The following is a 14540-nucleotide window of genomic DNA, read 5'->3' on the forward strand; positions in this document are numbered from 1 at the left end:
TTCAGCGTTTACAATGAACAAAACACACTATATAAAGTTAGGCAGGTAATAGCATGGAATATTCATACCCATTTTCAATTGAATGGTCAACAAACGAAATTGTAGACGTCATTTCCTTTTTTCAAACAGTAGAGAAAGCTTATGAAAAAGGTGTACAAAGAGAAGAGGTTTTATCTAAATACCGTAGATTTAAAGAAATAGTCCCATCAATGGCAGAAGAAAAAACTATTTTCCGCGAGTTTGAAGAAGAAAGCGGATATGTTAGCTATGATATTGTGAAGCAGACAAAAACAAAAGAAAATGGCACAATCATCAAAGGTGAGAAAAAAAGTCGCTAGACACAAATATAAATACGCACTTAAGCACAAAAAAGCAATCGAAAACTTCTGCAATTTGCAGTGTATCGATTGCTTCTTTAATACCTAGGATAAATCTGCGGATGCCATTAACCTATAAATTGGCATAAGCTCTTCTAATGTTTCTTCTGTTTTCTCTTCAAATTCTTCTCCTGAAAGTTGAATTGCTTCTTCTCTTGGTATTTGCAAACCAATCAAAAACTCGCCTTTTTTAACATCTTTTAAACGAATAAGCAGTTTTTCTAGCGTTCCATCTTCAATCGCCTCGTTAAGAGAGGTTCCTTTAGGATCAAAATGATCTCCGGTTACAAAAAATGAATGGGGCAGTGCCTTAACAGTTTCAAGATTGTTTAATAAGTTATCTGCAATCGCCTTTTTAGTAGGCGCTTCATAGATAGCACAAAGAATAATAAAAACATGCGATTCAAAAAGCCCAATCTCAAAGTGGGGCAACGCTTTATAACCTCGTTTATTTGGCGCAAATGCAACCCAGCTATCAATTGGAGGATTCACTTTCCTTCTAGCGTGTCTTGCGATATGCGGATAAAATTCAATACCTGTCTTAGATGTAAAGTATGTAGTGTACGTTTTTGCGAGCTCTTCAAATTTAGGACGCACATGCTCAGTAAGAGCTTCCATACGCTGCTCTAGGCCGGGTATAGTAAAAACATCAAAATCTTCGGTTGTCCATTTTACAGCCACTTATTTCCTCTCCTTTTGTAAAGATTTATGTTTATTTTATTCGAAATATGGGAAAAAATCTTGTAGAAGCACTTACCAATCTTGCTATAGTCATTAGCATAAAAAGAGTGAATTGATAAAAAGTACAAAGGAGCTGATATCATGAAACAGGTCGTGCATATTATACGTAAAGTGGATTTTGAGAAGCAATACATTAAAGGTCTTCAATTAGAAGTTGATTATGAATTGGCTACATTATATGACGCCATCCAAAAAAATGACGCAAAACAAATGTCAGAAAGTAAGGCGAGATTAGCGGAAATTCATATGGAACTGGAGGCTTTCCATGCATTCGCCTAAAGAAATAACCGCTTTCACTTCATAGTGACACTTGCTAATCAATATGAGAAGCAGGTGTTTTTTTTGTTATAATAAAAAAATCAAAAGGTTTCTAAAAAGTAGGGTGGGGGATTTATGGAATTATCAAAGATAGATGTGTATGCGAAATCAATTATTCTTCAAGCCGGAGATCGAATCAGACAATCCTTTTCTGAAAAGTGGACAATCGAGACAAAAGCCGATGCAAATGATTTAGTCACAAATATAGACCGTGAAATTGAATTGTTTTTCATCGAAAAAATTCGCGCCTTTAATACTTCTCATAAAATTATTGGGGAAGAAGGGATGGGCGAGAAAATTCAATCACTCGATGGAGTTGTATGGATTATCGATCCTATTGATGGAACAATGAATTTCGTACGTCAGCATCGGAATTTTGCCATTTCGGTTGGTATTTATGTTGATGGAATTGGAAAGCTAGGCTACATATATGATGTCATGAGAGATCACCTATATCATGCGATTGAGGGACAAGGTGCATACATGAATGATCAGCCATTAAAAGCATTAGAGGAAATTTCTTTGGACAAAGCGATTATTGGTTTGAATGCTGTATGGGCGACGCCTAATAAACGCATCAAGCATGAACCCATGATTGAGCTTGTACATAAGGTAAGAGGGACAAGATCATATGGTTCAGCAGCTTTAGAAATCGTCTCTGTTGCGAGTGGAAGAATGGATGCTTATCTTTCAATGCGCTTATCGCCATGGGATATAGCAGGTGGTGTTATGATCGCAAATGAAGTAGGAGCTATTGCAAGTAATTTAGAAAACCAGCCGATAAATTTACTGGAGCGGGATACATTTATTATAGCCAATCCCTTCATCCACAAAGAGATTGTGGAAAACTATATAGAATTAAAATAAGAAAAGGATTGTCTAATGAAGTTGGGTTTTAAACAACTTTATCAGACAATCCTTCTTTTCTTTTACTATAGAAAAAGGGATGGTACTCTGCAGTCTCTTCTTCCCACACATTGCTGGGTAAGAAGACCTTCTAGGGAAAGTTTAAGTATTATAACAGCCCTTGATCACGAAATTGGCGTTTAGTTTTGAACGCTAAGCCAAATACTACGACTACAGCTACAATTCCACCGATTGCACCGAAAGTGCTTCCAGCAGCAATCGCATACCCAATAGAGCACATCGCTAAAATGCCCGCTAGAGCAAAGATAGCCATCACAATTTTTGCTTTCATGTTTAAACCTCCAAGAAAAACTTGATATGTCTATTGTCGAACGAAATACAGAGTTAAGCAAGCCTTTCACACAAAAAAATAAAAAGGAAAAGCTAATAAGACAAAATGAATTTTTTGTGCTATAATAGCACAGTTATGGACTCGAAAAAAGAATGTGGAGTGGAATAATGACAAAATTAAGAGAAGATCTCAGAAATATAGCAATTATTGCCCACGTCGACCATGGTAAAACTACATTAGTCGACCAATTATTAAAACAATCAGGTACATTCCGTTCAAATGAGCATGTGGAAGAACGTGCAATGGACTCTAATGATATCGAACGCGAACGCGGGATTACAATTTTAGCGAAAAATACAGCAGTAAACTACGAGAATACTAAAATTAACATCCTTGATACACCAGGACACGCTGACTTCGGTGGAGAAGTTGAACGTATCCTTAAAATGGTTGATGGAGTATTACTAGTAGTTGATGCATATGAAGGCTGTATGCCTCAAACACGTTTTGTATTGAAAAAAGCGTTAGAACAAAAATTAACGCCAATCGTTGTAGTCAACAAAGTGGATAAAGATTCTGCACGCCCTGAAGAAGTTGTGGACGAAGTAATTGATCTTTTGATCGAATTAGGAGCAGATGAAGATCAGCTTGAATTCCCAGTAGTATTTGCTTCTGGTGTTAACGGTACTGCATCACTTGATCCAGATCCAAGCAAACAAGAAGAAAACATGAAATGCTTATTTGAAGAAATCATTCGCCATATTCCAGCACCAAAGGATACTCGCGATGAACCATTGCAATTCCAAGTAGCATTGCTTGATTATAATGACTTCGTTGGACGTATCGGTATTGGCCGTGTATTCCGTGGTACTATCCATGTTGGTCAACAAGTATCACTTGCAAAACTGGACGGCACAGTTAAAAACTTCCGTGTAACAAAAATGTTTGGTTTCTTCGGTTTAAAACGTGAAGAAATCCAAGAAGCTTATTCTGGTGATTTGATTGCTGTATCCGGTATGGAAGAAATCAATGTAGGTGAAACAGTGTGTCCTCAAGACCACTTAGAACCGCTTCCTCCAATGCGTATTGATGAACCAACATTGCAAATGACGTTCTTAGTTAACAATTCACCATTTGCTGGACGTGAAGGTAAATGGATCACATCTCGTAAAATTGAAGAACGCTTAAATTCTCAATTGCAAACTGACGTTTCTTTACGTGTTGAACCAACAGATTCACCTGATGCATGGACTGTTTCAGGACGTGGTGAACTTCACTTATCTATTCTTGTAGAAAACATGCGTCGTGAAGGTTATGAACTGCAAGTATCTAAGCCAAAGGTTATTATTCGTGAAATTGATGGTGTTAAATGTGAACCAGTAGAACGTGTTCAAATTGACGTGCCTGAAGACTCAGTAGGTGCTATAATTGAATCATTAGGCGATCGTAAAGGTGAAATGCAAGATATGGTCAATGAAGGCAACGGACAAGTTCGTCTGATCTTCATGGTACCAGCACGTGGTTTGATTGGTTATACAACTGAATTTATGTCATTAACAAAAGGTTTTGGTATTATCAACCATACTTTTGATTCATACCAACCAGTAGCTTCAGGTCGTGTTGGTGGCCGCCGTAATGGTGCGCTTGTATCAATGGAAACAGGTAAAGCAACTACTTATGGTATGATGCAAGTAGAAGACCGTGGTATTTTATTCGTTGAACCAGGTACTGAAATCTATGAAGGCATGGTCGTTGGCCAAAATACACGTGATAGTGACATCACAGTAAATATTACAAAAATGAAACAAAAAACAAACGTGCGGTCTGCAACAAAAGACCAAACAAATGTAATCAAAACTCCTCGAATCTTAACGCTTGAAGAAGCATTAGAATTCTTGGATGACGATGAATATCTAGAAATTACACCAGAATCTATTCGTCTTCGTAAACAGATTTTAAATAAAAATGAACGTGAAAAAGCAGCGAAAAAGCTACGCAATGCTGAGTAAGCTATTATTCGCCAGTTAGGAGGATGTTGGACTTGTTTAAGTCAGCTTTATTATTAAAACTGAATTTTATACAGGCTGCTACATCTACAACTGCAACGTCAGATGGACACGATTTTGTATTTGAGCGCCTGTCCGGCGTTGCTCGCTATATTTACGAGGGTGCCCCTAATTTCACTATAGCTGGTTATATATTATTTGCTGTTATCTTTGTGCTAACAGCGATTGTATACCATCTTGGCTTTGCCAGAGAAGGGCTAAAGCCTTGGCAAACAGGTGTAATTTACGTATTTTTATTTGTTGGATGTATCATCCTTACATTCCTAGCTTTCTTCCTACCAATGGTAGAAGGATTGATTGTTGCGGCTCTCGTTCTTATTGTCTATAGAATGCGATTGCGCCGGGATAAAAAGAAAGAAGCTACATCATAAAAAACGATGCCTTTATGGCATCGTTTTTTTATGTACGGATTGTTCTTTTGAAGAGAAGATTAATACAATAGGGGAAGGAAAAAGGTATATAGTAAGGGAACTATTTAATATAAGTAAAAGTAATAGTAAAGGAGAATAGTCTATGATTTAGTCATAACTTCAAGTACATTGGTAGGGTTACATTTATATAAATTACTTTAATAACGGGCGAAATAAGAAAGGAACGTCCACAAATTAGACGTTCCCATTAGTTGTTGCCTGAGATGCAACAACACTATTAAAAAAGCTTTTATTATGAAGTTAGAAATTATCTTGCTGCAAGCTGGTATGCCGAATAAAGCGGAACTTGCCTGTCTTTAAACGTTCATGCGTTTTTTCAGATATGCGATCGTGGCATGTCTCACACATAAACGTATGAATTGGCCGATTTCGCAATTTCTTTGCAAGGGGTGAAAAATCAGGGATTTCGCTAAATTCATCGCAAATCACACATTTAACTCTCATTGTGTTCCCCCCTATTTCACCTCTAATGATGTGATTCCTTTAATAGGATTTTCAAGATTTGATCCATCATTAAATAATAAATAAACAGGGCCATCCTGTGATAACATTTTTCCTTCTTGGCTAAATTGGAAAATGAAAGTTTTGGCTTCTTCGATAGGGAAGCTATGCTGTTCACCGCTCTGTGTACCAAAAATAATAGACGTTGCACCTGTTTTAGGTTCAGCATTTTGAATAAATGGTTCGATTTTGATGCCAAATGTACCTGACATCATTTTTTGTCGGTCGAATTTCCGTTCTGTTTTTAAAGTTGGCGGGAAAGTAGCGCCTTCCATAATTTCGCGAGACCAAAACTTTCCGGCTTTTTCGATATACTCTTCATCAGCATCTATTTCAACGTGTTTTTCAGTGAAATATTGGTCTAAATCAAGTTTGCGGTCATCAAAAATCCATACAGTTGGATCTAATGTGATCTGAAAATTAACTTCACCTTTTACTTGGATGATGGATTCCATAAATCTTCCTCCTCTAATCAAAACTCTTTTTTAGTATAACGCTTTTAAGAACAAGATAGAAAGAAATTATATGGGGATTCTTAATTTACTATATAGATACTTGCAATTTCCTTTTATAAAAGATAAACTTTATTAAGATAGAATTGAAGAAATATCAGGTAATGGGGGCGTCCTCATGGATACAAAATCTCAAAATTCGTATCAGGAGAAAGCATTGGAACTCCTAATTGCCGATGCGGATAAAATAGCAAAATTAATAAGAGTACAAATGGAGCATTTGACAATGCCTCAATGTCCGTTGTATGAAGAAGTTTTAGACACGCAAATGTTTGGTTTATCGCGTGAAATTGACTTTGCAGTTAAACTTGGATTGCTTGAACGTGATAAAGGCAGAGAGATTCTCGATTCACTAGAGAAAGAATTATCTGCTTTGCACGATGCATTCACAGAGAAATAAAAGAAAACTCAAACACAACGTTGTTTGGGTTTTTTTGCTAAACGAAGAGGTAATAACATGAAAACATATTTCAAAAAATATGCGAAGTATTTTGACTATCCTTTATTCTTTACTTTTGTACTACTATGTTTGTTCGGTTTGGTCATGATTTATAGTTCCAGTATGTTTTGGGCTGTCAATACATTAGGACAAGCACCGGATTATTTCTATAAAAGACAATTAGTCAATCTTATACTAGCAATGGTTACATTTTTAATAGGGTTTATTATTCCATACAAGCGCTATAAAGACCGCAGTATGATGCTATTTATTATCGGCGCCATGTTATTTTTATTAATCGCAGTCTTTTTTGTAGGGTACAGCCCTGGTAATTCTGGCGCAAAGAGTTGGCTGAATCTTGGTCTCTTTAACTTACAGCCCTCCGAATTGGCTAAGCTAGGTATGATCCTTTACTTTGCAGCCTTTTTCACTAAAAAGCGCGAGACAGGTAAAATAGATATAATTAATGAATCAATCGTTCCGCCTATTGGTGTATTTATGGTTGTATTATTCTTTATTGCTCTGGAACCTGATATGGGGGCAATCGGCTTGTTAACGATTATTGTCCTTTCCGTAATGGCGGCAAGCGGCATGAAATTTAAGACATTCGGAAAAATTATCGGCACGCTAATAGGTGGTATGCTCGCTGTATTTTTACTTTTGTTTATTTTCAAAGATTCATTTTTTACAGAACGTAGAATGGGTCGTTTAAAAGCATATCTAGATCCTTTTAAGGACGCAGATGCCTTTGGGTATCAAATGGTAAATGGATATTATGCTATTGGCTCAGGCGGAGTGAAGGGGCTTGGTTTAGGCCAGTCTGTTCAAAAAATGGGCTACCTCCCAGAGCCGCAGACTGACTTTATCCTAGCGATTATTTCAGAGGAGCTGGGGACTTTCGGGATCGCAGTTGTCCTGTTTGGCTTAGGTTTTATTGTCTATCGATCCATGCGTATTGCCATCAAAGCAAAAGATCCATTAGCTCGAATGATCGCTGCTGGAGTCGGTAGTTGGATTGGCATTCAAACATTTGTCAATGTTGGTGGACTGAGTGGTATCATTCCACTAACAGGTGTACCGCTTCCATTTATAAGTTATGGCGGTACCTCAGTAATTTTGTTATCTTTAGCTATGGGGATATTAGCCAATGTTTCTATGATGGTTAAAAGAGAACAATATAACAATGAAAGATTAGAATAAAAGTTTCTTCTCAATTTTGGGATATTAATTTGATGTGTAAAGAATATGTAGCTATGAATCTCTCGAGTGATGATAAGCCTCAATTTATTTATTAGGAGGTTTGTCAGGTCACTACAAATGAGAAATTCTTGTATTTTATTCCTGAAAACACATCAAATTTTTATTATATATTTCTGTTTTTATTTTTGACTAGCTATTATACTTTAAGGAGGATTTACTATGCCAATTAGTAAAATTTTAGTTGCTAATCGTGGTGAAATTGCCATTCGAGTTTTTAGAGCTTGCACAGAAATGAACATTAAAACAGTTGCTATTTATTCAAGAGAAGACAGCGGGTCATTCCATCGTTATAAGGCTGACGAAGCTTATCTTGTAGGAAGCGGCAAGAAACCGATCGATGCATATTTAGATATCGAGGGGATTTTAACGATTGCCAAGGAGTCGGGAGCAGATGCTATTCACCCAGGCTACGGTTTTTTATCTGAAAATTTAGACTTTGCAAAACGTTGTGAAGAAGAAGGCATTCTCTTTATTGGCCCTAAGTCCAAGCACTTAGATATGTTTGGAGATAAGGTCAAAGCACGTGAACAGGCGATTACTGCAGGAATACCAGTCATTCCTGGTTCTAACGGTCCGGTCGAAACCATTGAAGAGGTCAGGGCATTTGCAGATGAATATGGCTATCCTATTATGATTAAAGCGGCTCTTGGCGGCGGTGGACGAGGCATGCGCGTTGTACATAAAGCAGAAGAAGCACAAGAAGCTTATAATCGGGCGAAATCAGAAGCAAAGGCAGCTTTTGGTTCTGATGAAGTGTACGTTGAAAAATGTATACTACGACCAAAACATATTGAAGTTCAAATATTAGGTGATGAACAGGGGAATATTGTTCACTTATACGAACGCGACTGTTCAATCCAACGACGCCATCAAAAAGTAGTAGAAATTGCTCCGTCTAATTCGATCTCACAAAGCTTACGAGAAAGAATTTGTGAAGCGGCAGTCAAACTAATGAAAAATGTAGATTATGTTAATGCGGGTACGGTGGAATTTTTAGTCGCAGAAGATGCGTTTTATTTCATTGAAGTCAATCCACGTATTCAAGTTGAGCATACAATTACGGAAATGGTGACAGGAATTGATATTGTCCATGCACAAATTAACATTGCCAATGGCTATGATTTGCATGGTAGCGAGATTAATATACCAAATCAATCTAAAATACCGCTCTTTGGCTTTGCGATACAATCAAGGGTAACAACAGAGGATCCACAAAACAACTTTATGCCTGACACAGGAAAGTTAATGGTATATCGTTCAAGCGGTGGGTTCGGTGTAAGACTAGATGCAGGGAATGGCTTCCAAGGAGCTGTCATATCACCACACTATGACTCTTTATTAGTAAAAGTATCCACTTGGGGAAATACATTTAAAGAAGCTGCAGCTAAAATGGATCGAAATCTACAAGAGTTTCGTATTCGTGGTATCAAAACAAATATCCCGTTTTTAGAAAATGTCGTTAAGCATCCTAATTTTATTAATGGAGCATTTGATACGAGCTTTATTGATACGACGCCGGAATTATTTTTATTCAAGCTTGCAAGAGACCGCGGTACTAAATTACTTAGCTACATTGGCAATGTGACGGTAAATGGGTTCCCAGGCATTGAGAAAAAATCAAAGCCTCTTTTTACAAAAGCACACAAGCCGCCAATTGACCGCAAAATTGTTATACCAGGCGGTACTAAGCAAATCTTAGATGAGAGAGGCGCTGACGGATTAGTAAAGTGGATTCGCGAGCAAGATGATCTGTTATTGACAGATACAACGATGAGAGACGCCCACCAATCGCTTCTTGCTACACGTGTGCGTTCATATGATATGTATGAAATTGCAGAGGAGACCTCCAGAATCATGGACAATTTCTTCTCACTGGAAATGTGGGGAGGGGCAACCTTCGATGTAGCATACCGATTCTTAAAAGAAGATCCATGGGAGCGATTAATCACACTACGTGAAAAAATACCAAACGTATTATTCCAAATGCTAATGCGAGGAGCTAATGCAGTAGGTTACAAAAACTATCCAGACAATTTAATTAAAGAATTTATCCAAAAGTCTGCTCAAGCAGGTATCGACGTATTCCGTATTTTTGATAGCCTTAACTGGATTAAGGGAATGGAAGTGGCCATTGATGCAGCTAGAGATGCGGGAAAAGTCGCCGAAGCGGCCATTTGTTATACAGGAGACATTTTAGATGACTCTAGAGCGAAGTATACAGTACAGTACTATAAAGATATGGCGAAGGAATTGGAGGCGGCTGGTGCTCATATATTAGCGATAAAGGATATGGCTGGTCTTTTAAAACCAGAGGCAGCCTATCGACTAATTTCTGAATTGAAAGAATCAACCGAGTTGCCTATACATTTGCATACACATGATACAAGCGGGAATGGCATTTATTTATATGCCAAAGCAGCTGAAGCAGGTGTAGACATTATAGATACAGCTTTAGGGGCTATGGCTGGCTTAACATCACAACCAAGTGCAAACAGCTTGTATTATGCAATGAAAGGCAATAAACGGCATGTACGGGCTAATATCGAAGGATTAGAAAGACTCTCAACCTATTGGGAGGATGTTAGAAAGTATTATAAGGATTTTGAGAGTGGCATGATTAGTCCTCATTCTGAAATTTATGTGCATGAAATGCCAGGGGGCCAGTACAGCAATCTCCAGCAACAAGCGAAGGGAGTAGGCCTTGGCGACCGTTTTGAAGAAGTGAAAAAGATGTATGCACGCGTGAACTTATTGTTTGGGGATATCGTTAAAGTTACCCCATCTTCTAAAGTGGTAGGAGATATGGCATTATTCATGGTGCAAAACGGCTTAGATGAAAAATCAGTCATTGAAAGAGGCCATGCTATCGATTTCCCGGATTCAGTCATTGAATTCTTTGAGGGCTATATTGGCCAACCTTATGGTGGTTTTCCGAAAGAGCTGCAAAAAGCTGTGTTAAAGGATCGAGTGCCTATTACTGATAGACCTGGAAAGTTGCTTGCTCCAATTGATTTCACACAAATACGAGATGATCTCTTTAACAAATACAATCGCCCTATAAACAGTCATGAAGTATTAGCTTCCGCGTTGTATCCGAAAGTATTTGAAGAATATATGGAAACTGTTTCGAAGTTTGGCAATGTATCTGTATTAGATACATTAACATTCTTATACGGCATGAAATTAGGCGAAGAAATAGAAGTGGAAATAGAAAAGGGAAAAACCCTTATTGTTAGGTTAGTCTCAATTGGGGAGCCCCAGCATGACGGAACGCGTGTGCTTTATTTTGAGTTAAATGGACAATCCCGTGAAATTGTGATTCAAGATATGACAGTCGAAGTAGCTGGAGAGCGAAAGCCAAAAGCCAATCCATCTAACGCTAACCAAATTGGCGCAACTATGCCTGGCACTGTCTTGAAGGTAGTTGTTTCGCCAGGAAGTCAAGTAAAACGGGGCGAGCATATTTTAATTACTGAGGCGATGAAAATGGAGACTACTGTTCAAGCGCCAAAAGATGGCGTGATTAAAGAAGTACACGTTAAAGAAGGCGACGCCATTTCAACCGGAGACTTGCTTATTGAAATTGAGTCTTAAGCAGAAATGTTATCTTATTAATCAATTGCTTTAAGGTCAAACTGAGAAGAAAAAAGAAGAGGCTATCCTGTTAAGTTTAACAGAACGCCTCTTCTTTTCATTTTGTGTTTAATGCTTTTGCAATAACGAAATTTTATTTTTTAGCCTGGTGGCTGCTTCTGGATATCAGCATTATCATGTAGCATAGTAAGCCGAATAATAAAGAAATAAATAACGTATGTAAAAGCGCAACAACGATATTTAGCCTAGTTAATACAACGCCCATGCCGGCAATGACTTGGCAACAGACAATTATAAGTGCGATAATCCAACTCCAGTAAAGCACCGGCTGTTTTTTATAATGCTTGATAACATGTATAGCAATAATAAGAACCCAAATAAAAATTAAGCCTGCTGCTAAACGGTGGCCCATTTGCACCCATTCATAAAAGTTACCTGGTAGAACCATTTGGTCATTACGACATAATGGCCAATCAGGACAGATTAAACTAGAATTTGTATGGCGAACAAGGGCTCCAGTATATACAACAAGATAGGAATATATAGTAACGCCGATCGTGTTCCATTTTAATACGCCGCCAATGTGAACGTTGTTTGCATTAAATTTCTGGTCTACTTCAAAAATAATTAATGTGAGTAAGAAAACAGCTGCAAAAGAAATGAGAGAAATACCAAAATGCAGAGCTAAAATAAAATCTCCTTGTCCCCATAGCACTTGGGCTGCACCAATTAATGCTTGCGCGATCAAAAAGAAGAGCGCAAGAAAAGAAAGGAATTTAACTTCCCTTACATGTCCAAGTTTTCGCCAAGACCAAAAAGATAATATAAAGATTAAGATAGATACCGAACCTGTCACAACACGATGAGAAAATTCAATTAAAATTTCTGGAGTAATATGTGTTGGTATTAAGGAACCGTTGCAATCAGGCCAGTTTCTGCCGCAACCCATTCCACTGTCAGTTTTGGTGACCAAAGCTCCGCCCAGTAATATGAGCGCCATTCCAATTGTTGCAGCAACAGCAAACCACTTCATGTATTTACTTTGTTGCATATTTTGACACCTACTTTATCTATAGTAATCACGTAACGTGTGATACTTTCAATCTCGATAATATCGAAAATATTACCAAAAAACAACTTGTAAAAAAAATTGGTAATCTATCGGTCTATTTATTTCACAAAATGTTCATAAATTCGTTTCACATCCTTCACATTATTAGTGGTTAAAATGATTTACTATAGATATGTTGTGTTATGGTTACCAATTATTCCAGCGCGTCGACACGAAATTTTGCTTTTCGTCTAGAAATAATCGCATTTTTTGGTTATAGTATGTTTAACGGAATGTGCTTATCAAATTGAATGGAAGGGTAAAATGTCTATTAGGCGAACTATGTCTAAACAGGCATTTAAACTTATTTTCTTTTTGGAGCGAAGTTTTGTTATTTAGGCATAGAATGCTGCCGGCGTGTGGAGACTAGCAGGATTATAACTGTCGTTTTATATTCAATGTGGTCTAAAGCGAAGGCGTGGGAGCAAATTACAGCTGATATTTCAAGGACGTACTGAAATTTTGGCTGGACTGCCGTTGGATGATTATGAAGTAGTAGATATTTTTTGTAGATGTATATTTGCATCCTTTTAGCTTGGTGACCTCTTTCTTTTCTTTGTAATTGCAAAGATGATTGATTGATTTTACCAGTGTAGGCATAGCTCTTATATCCGTTTCCGTTTTACCGTCCAAACTAGTTTGATTTTATTTAATACTACGATCAAGTTAGTTTGTACTTGCATTGAAGTTTTTTAGGCTGAGAAACGATTTCTCTTGGGCGAATAAAGAGTTTATTTACTCATTAGACTATATGGCAGTGGCAAAAGTTCCATTGAATATATTCAAAGCCTTTATAACTACGGAGTTCTTTCTTTTTAAAGAATTCATATAAAACAACCACAGTCCTGGTTACACATGAAATACAACAAAGAAAGAGGGGTTTAATTAAGCTATGATGAAAGGGCTTAAAAAGTGGCGTCTATTTGCATTGCTAACAGCACTTATTGTTTTCCTTTCGGGTTGTGGCAAAAACTATTTATCAACTTTAACACCCGCTGGTGAAGTTGGTAGAGAACAACACAACTTACTGCTTTTAGCAACGGCTATCATGACGCTTGTTATTTTGGTAGTAGTAGTAATCTATGTACTTGCAATCGTCAAATTCCGACGCAAAAAAGTTGGAGAAAATGTTATTCCTAAGCAAGTAGAAGGTAGTACTACTTTAGAAGTGCTTTGGACAGTAATTCCAATCATTTTACTTCTAATCTTAGCTGTTCCAACAGTTGCACTTACTTACAAATTTGCTGATACGAAAGCTATGGATGCAAAAGACGCTGATGGTAAAGCAAAAGCTGTAACTGTAAATGTTACTGCAAAATTATATTGGTGGCAATTTGAGTATCCAAACGAAGGAATCGTTACTTCACAAGAATTAGTTGTTCCTACAGGTGAAAAAGTTTACTTTAACCTTAAATCAGGAGACGTAAAACATTCATTCTGGATCCCGACTATCGGTGGTAAAATGGATACAAACGTTGAAAACATCAACAAATTTTACTTAGAATTTGACAAAGAATCAAAAGATCTTGAAACAGGCGTCTTCTACGGTAAATGTGCTGAGCTTTGCGGTCCTTCCCATGCATTAATGGACTTTAAAGTAAAAACATTGAGCAAAGCAGACTTTAATAACTGGGTTTCTGAAATGAAAGCATCTAAAAACCATGTAGCTTCAGGCGACTTGGAAAAACAAGGTGAAGATATCTTTAAAACAAGCTGTATTACTTGCCATGCTGTATCTGGCGATGGTAAAGGTACAGGAATTGCACCTAACTTAGCAACATTTGGTGACCGTAACCGCGTTGCAGGTGTGCTTGACCATAATAAAAAAGAAATTAAAAAGTGGATTAACGATCCACAATCTGTAAAACCGGGCAATACAATGCCTCAACCTGAAAAAATTAATAATGGCAAGAAATTCTCAGATCAAGAGCTAGATGCATTGGCTGCATATTTAATGGGCTTATCTGTAGAAAAATAATACTTAATGTAAAA

14 protein-coding genes are annotated in these 14540 nt (G+C 37.4%); 9 read left to right on the forward strand and 5 right to left on the reverse strand.

Translation table 11 applies throughout. The annotated features are described in order from the left end of the window. The first annotated feature begins 53 nt into the window (after nucleotides 1-53). Nucleotides 54-338 carry a UPF0223 family protein gene (locus tag F0527_RS03510; protein WP_150283830.1) on the forward strand — a complete coding sequence of 95 codons (285 nt, stop codon included), beginning with the start codon at nucleotides 54-56 and terminating at the stop codon, nucleotides 336-338. 84 nt (nucleotides 339-422) lie between these two features. Here F0527_RS03510 and F0527_RS03515 read toward each other — a convergent pair whose 3' ends face one another. Then, a complete protein-coding gene (locus tag F0527_RS03515) occupies nucleotides 423-1058 on the reverse strand; it encodes a YktB family protein (protein ID WP_150283831.1) in 636 nt (211 codons plus the stop codon). A 141-nt stretch (nucleotides 1059-1199) separates the two neighbouring features. On the opposite strand from F0527_RS03515, the gene F0527_RS03520 reads away from it, so the two are divergent. Both F0527_RS03520 and F0527_RS03525 read left to right on the forward strand, forming a co-directional pair. Next, the gene (locus F0527_RS03520) at nucleotides 1200-1397 is read left to right on the forward strand and encodes a hypothetical protein (protein WP_066785078.1); all 198 of its coding nucleotides are present in this window, start codon (nucleotides 1200-1202) and stop codon (nucleotides 1395-1397) included. 114 nt (nucleotides 1398-1511) lie between these two features. Then, entirely contained in the window at nucleotides 1512-2303 is a 792-nt protein-coding gene (locus tag F0527_RS03525; RefSeq protein WP_150283832.1) for an inositol monophosphatase family protein, read from the forward strand. Between the two features lie 148 nt (nucleotides 2304-2451). Here F0527_RS03525 and F0527_RS03530 read toward each other — a convergent pair whose 3' ends face one another. Then, nucleotides 2452-2634 carry a DUF5325 family protein gene (locus F0527_RS03530; RefSeq protein WP_066785085.1) on the reverse strand — a complete coding sequence of 61 codons (183 nt, stop codon included), beginning with the start codon at nucleotides 2632-2634 and terminating at the stop codon, nucleotides 2452-2454. 167 nt (nucleotides 2635-2801) lie between these two features. On the opposite strand from F0527_RS03530, the gene typA reads away from it, so the two are divergent. Both typA and F0527_RS03540 read left to right on the forward strand, forming a co-directional pair. After that, entirely contained in the window at nucleotides 2802-4643 is a 1842-nt protein-coding gene (typA, locus tag F0527_RS03535) for a translational GTPase TypA (RefSeq protein ID WP_066785087.1), read from the forward strand. Between the two features lie 23 nt (nucleotides 4644-4666). After that, nucleotides 4667-5071, forward strand: coding sequence for a YlaH-like family protein (locus F0527_RS03540; RefSeq protein WP_150283833.1), 405 nt, complete (start codon nucleotides 4667-4669; stop codon nucleotides 5069-5071). Nucleotides 5072-5371: 300 nt separating this feature from the next. Here the strand turns inward: F0527_RS03540 and F0527_RS03545 are convergent, their stop codons facing one another. Both F0527_RS03545 and F0527_RS03550 read right to left on the reverse strand, forming a co-directional pair. Further along, nucleotides 5372-5575 carry a YlaI family protein gene (locus F0527_RS03545; RefSeq protein ID WP_066785092.1) on the reverse strand — a complete coding sequence of 68 codons (204 nt, stop codon included), beginning with the start codon at nucleotides 5573-5575 and terminating at the stop codon, nucleotides 5372-5374. Nucleotides 5576-5586: 11 nt separating this feature from the next. Further along, nucleotides 5587-6087: a peptidyl-prolyl cis-trans isomerase gene (locus F0527_RS03550; protein ID WP_150283834.1), complete on the reverse strand. Its 501-nt coding sequence runs from the start codon at nucleotides 6085-6087 to the stop codon at nucleotides 5587-5589. Nucleotides 6088-6262: 175 nt separating this feature from the next. On the opposite strand from F0527_RS03550, the gene F0527_RS03555 reads away from it, so the two are divergent. The 3 genes from F0527_RS03555 to pyc all read left to right on the forward strand — a co-directional run bounded on the left by F0527_RS03555 (nucleotide 6263) and on the right by pyc (nucleotide 11437). Beyond that, nucleotides 6263-6544 (forward strand): Fpa/YlaN family protein, encoded by a 282-nt coding sequence (locus F0527_RS03555; RefSeq protein ID WP_066785098.1) that lies wholly within the window; start codon nucleotides 6263-6265, stop codon nucleotides 6542-6544. 57 nt (nucleotides 6545-6601) lie between these two features. Next, complete coding sequence (locus tag F0527_RS03560) at nucleotides 6602-7783, forward strand: FtsW/RodA/SpoVE family cell cycle protein (protein WP_066785101.1); 1182 nt, start codon at nucleotides 6602-6604, stop codon at nucleotides 7781-7783. Nucleotides 7784-8002: 219 nt separating this feature from the next. Continuing rightward, a complete protein-coding gene (gene pyc / locus F0527_RS03565; protein ID WP_150283835.1) occupies nucleotides 8003-11437 on the forward strand; it encodes a pyruvate carboxylase in 3435 nt (1144 codons plus the stop codon). 133 nt (nucleotides 11438-11570) lie between these two features. Here pyc and F0527_RS03570 read toward each other — a convergent pair whose 3' ends face one another. Further along, on the reverse strand, nucleotides 11571-12488 hold the full coding sequence (locus F0527_RS03570; RefSeq protein WP_147194319.1) for a COX15/CtaA family protein: 918 nt from the start codon (nucleotides 12486-12488) through the stop codon (nucleotides 11571-11573). Nucleotides 12489-13440: 952 nt separating this feature from the next. On the opposite strand from F0527_RS03570, the gene coxB reads away from it, so the two are divergent. After that, nucleotides 13441-14526, forward strand: a complete 1086-nt coding sequence (gene coxB / locus F0527_RS03575; RefSeq protein ID WP_066785111.1) for a cytochrome c oxidase subunit II — start codon at nucleotides 13441-13443, stop codon at nucleotides 14524-14526. Nucleotides 14527-14540 lie beyond the last annotated feature (14 nt).

This window comes from Rummeliibacillus sp. TYF-LIM-RU47 (assembly GCF_008638315.1).
GTDB classification, from domain to species: domain Bacteria; phylum Bacillota; class Bacilli; order Bacillales_A; family Planococcaceae; genus Rummeliibacillus; species Rummeliibacillus stabekisii.

Coding starts and splice junctions, on each gene's coding strand:
- F0527_RS03510 (WP_150283830.1), top strand. CDS start 54: ATGGAATATTCATACCCATTTTCAATTGAATGGTCAACAAACGAAATT.
- F0527_RS03520 (WP_066785078.1), top strand. CDS start 1,200: ATGAAACAGGTCGTGCATATTATACGTAAAGTGGATTTTGAGAAGCAA.
- F0527_RS03525 (WP_150283832.1), top strand. CDS start 1,512: ATGGAATTATCAAAGATAGATGTGTATGCGAAATCAATTATTCTTCAA.
- F0527_RS03530 (WP_066785085.1), bottom strand. CDS start 2,634: ATGAAAGCAAAAATTGTGATGGCTATCTTTGCTCTAGCGGGCATTTTA.
- typA (WP_066785087.1), top strand. CDS start 2,802: ATGACAAAATTAAGAGAAGATCTCAGAAATATAGCAATTATTGCCCAC.
- F0527_RS03540 (WP_150283833.1), top strand. CDS start 4,667: ATGTTGGACTTGTTTAAGTCAGCTTTATTATTAAAACTGAATTTTATA.
- F0527_RS03545 (WP_066785092.1), bottom strand. CDS start 5,575: ATGAGAGTTAAATGTGTGATTTGCGATGAATTTAGCGAAATCCCTGAT.
- F0527_RS03550 (WP_150283834.1), bottom strand. CDS start 6,087: ATGGAATCCATCATCCAAGTAAAAGGTGAAGTTAATTTTCAGATCACA.
- F0527_RS03555 (WP_066785098.1), top strand. CDS start 6,263: ATGGATACAAAATCTCAAAATTCGTATCAGGAGAAAGCATTGGAACTC.
- F0527_RS03560 (WP_066785101.1), top strand. CDS start 6,602: ATGAAAACATATTTCAAAAAATATGCGAAGTATTTTGACTATCCTTTA.
- pyc (WP_150283835.1), top strand. CDS start 8,003: ATGCCAATTAGTAAAATTTTAGTTGCTAATCGTGGTGAAATTGCCATT.
- F0527_RS03570 (WP_147194319.1), bottom strand. CDS start 12,488: ATGCAACAAAGTAAATACATGAAGTGGTTTGCTGTTGCTGCAACAATT.
- coxB (WP_066785111.1), top strand. CDS start 13,441: ATGATGAAAGGGCTTAAAAAGTGGCGTCTATTTGCATTGCTAACAGCA.